The sequence below is a fragment of the Streptomyces sp. LS1784 genome, from assembly GCF_020103755.1.
Taxonomy (GTDB): Bacteria; Actinomycetota; Actinomycetes; order Streptomycetales; family Streptomycetaceae; genus Kitasatospora.
The window spans coordinates 1-2,601 of the sequence record NZ_JAHSQD010000841.1 but is presented as its reverse complement, the minus strand read 5'-3'; the positions used below and the strand labels follow the sequence as shown (position 1 = coordinate 2,601).

The following is a 2,601-nucleotide window of genomic DNA, read 5'->3' as shown; positions in this document are numbered from 1 at the left end:
GGTCGGCCCGGCCCGGCGCCGCGAGCTGTACGCCCTCGCCGACCTGTGCACGACCCTGCTCGGCCCGCCCCCGGAGGCCGCCGCCCCCGAGCAGGCCGCCGCCCTCCTGGACGGGCTCCTCACGCCCGCGCTGCTGCTGGCCCCCGCCCTCCGGGCCGAGCGGATCGCCGACTTCACGGTGCTGCGGGTCAACGCCCGGTTCCGCGACCCGCTCGGCCGCCCCCGGGAGGCGCTGGAGGGCGCCTCGCTGCTGGAGACCTACCCGGTGGCCTGTGCCGCCGGACTGCTCGACCGGCTGCTGCGCGCGTACGAGACCGGCGTGCCCTCGACCGCCGAGCGGGTCCGGCTGGCCTTCCGGGAGCACGGGCCGGCCGTCCCGGCGGCCGTCCTGCTCTCGGTCGTCCCGCTCGGCAACCGGCTGCTGCTCTGCTGGCAGCTGGACGACGATCGGGAGGAGGACGAGCGCATCGCCCTGCTCCGCCAGGCCCAGCGGCTGGCCCGGGTGGCCGGGTTCGAGGAACGCCCCGCCGAGGGCCGGATCCGCTGGAGCGACGGGCTGTACGAGCTGTACGGGCTACCGCAGGGCGCTCCGCCCGTACCGCTGGACCGGCTCGCGCGGCACACCCACCCGGACGACCGGCCGGCGATCCGGCGCCTGCTGGACACCGTCCGGCACCACCACCGCACCGCCTCCGCGGTGGTCCGGCTGGACCGCCCGGACGGCACCCACCGCTTCACCCGGGTGATCGCCGAGCCGGTGGTGGACGAGGCCGGACGACTGGTCGCCGTCCGCGGCGCGTACCACGACGTCTCCGCCCAGCACTGGACGGAGGTCGCCCTCGGCGCCACCCGGGAGCGGCTGGCCGACAGCGAGCAGGAGTCGGCGGAGCGGGCGCAGCTGGCACTCCGGCTGCAGCAGGCGATCCTGCCGGCCGCGCCTCCCCCGCTCGGCGTCACCGGTCTGCACGCCGCCGTCCGCTACCGGCCCGCCGCCCAGCGTGACCGGGTCGGCGGCGACTGGTACGACGTGCTGGTGCTGCCCGACCGGAGGGTGCTGCTCGCGGTCGGGGACGTGGCCGGGCACGGCGTCGGCGCGGCCACCGGGATGGTCGCACTGCGGCACGCCCTGCGTGGCCTCGCCGTCACCGGAGCCGGCCCGGGCCGGCTGCTGGAGTGGGCCAACACCGTCGCCCTGCGCGAACCGGGCCAGGTCACCGCGACCGCCGTCTGCGTGCTGCTGGACCCGCTCGGCGGCGAACTGCACTGGGCCCGGGCCGGCCACCTGCCGCCGATCCGGTTCGGCTCGGACGGCGCCCAGGTGCTGTCGCTGCCGCACGGCGTGCTGCTCGGCGCGCTGGAGGACGCCGAGTACGAGGAGCGCACCGCCCGGCTCGACCCGGGAGACGTCCTGCTGCTCTACACCGACGGGCTGGTCGAGCGCCGGGACCGCCCGGTGGAGGAGTCGGTGGAGGAGCTGATCGAGGCGGCCGGCGCCCCCGGCCCGGACCTGGAGCAGTACCTGGACCGGCTGCTCGAACTCAGCCCTGCCGACACCGACGACGACACCTGCCTGATCGCCGTCCAGACCGAGTAGGCCCGTTTCCCGCGCTACCCGCCGCTGCCCGATCACCGTTGCTCCGCATGTACCGTTGCTCCGTACGGCCCACGCGGGGATCGAGGTCACCGCGGAACCGGTCCGGGACCTGCCGCGCGACCGGCACCCCGACCCGGCCGACCGCCCCGTGACCTTCGGCCCACCCGCTCGGGCCACGCTGCGCTGCCTCGTCGCGACGGCCGGCCGCTGACGTCCTCCGGGTTTCTCAGCGGTCGTTACGGGCCGCCCGAGGCGGGTAGGCGCGGATCCGCGCGGAGGTCGGTCGAGACCAGGACGGAGGGGATTCCCATGGTGCTGCTGGGACTTCCGCTGACGGCGGCGTCCGGCGCATTCGTCGCACTGCCGATCGCGGACAACCTCTCCGGCGTGCCCGGTTACCCGGTGACGATCCTGGGCACCAACCTGGTGGTGCTGAACAGCCTGGGCATCCTCCTCTCCGGTGTGGCGCTGGCCCTGCTCTTCTGTCTGGGCCTCGCGATGATCGGGCTGTCCTGGCGGGCCCCGCGAAGGTCACGGCGGGCCGGCACTCCCGTGGAGCGGTCGGCGCAGGGCGGGTCCGGCCGCCCGGAGAACCGGCCGGTGGCGCCGATGGAGCCGCGGCACTCCGCCCCGGCGGAACGCGCCGTGGGCGGCTCCGACGAGATGCGGGTGCCGCCGGAGGAGCGGGCCGCCGAACAGGGCGGCCGGGAGAGGGGGGCGCGCCCCGTCGGCCGGATCCGGCACCTGCTCGGGCACTGAGCTTCTTCGCCGGGAGCTCGAAGCGACCCCGCCCACCGACTCCAAGACCCGATCCCGGGAGGCCGTCATGGACCTCGCGTTCCTCACCCCGCTGCTCGACCGGCCCGGACCTTGGGCCTCCGTCTACCTCGACACCTCCCGCGCCACCGAGGACGCCGCCCGGCGCCGGGCGCTGCTCGACCGCGCCGCCGTCCAGCGGCTGGCCGTCGCCGGAGCCGACGCACCCAGCTGCGCGGCCGTCCGTGGCC

General features: G+C 76.5%; 2 protein-coding genes and 1 pseudogene. All 3 read left to right on the top strand.

The genetic code is table 11. The features are described from left to right. A partial coding sequence (locus KS423_RS43225) for a SpoIIE family protein phosphatase (RefSeq protein WP_224285168.1) occupies positions 1-1,594 on the top strand: 1,594 nt, incomplete at its 5' end. A 309-nt stretch (positions 1,595-1,903) separates the two neighbouring features. Next, positions 1,904-2,353: a hypothetical protein gene (locus tag KS423_RS43220; protein WP_224285167.1), complete on the top strand. Its 450-nt coding sequence runs from the start codon at positions 1,904-1,906 to the stop codon at positions 2,351-2,353. 67 nt (positions 2,354-2,420) lie between these two features. Beyond that, positions 2,421-2,601: pseudogene (locus tag KS423_RS43215) on the top strand (hypothetical protein); the annotation flags it as partial.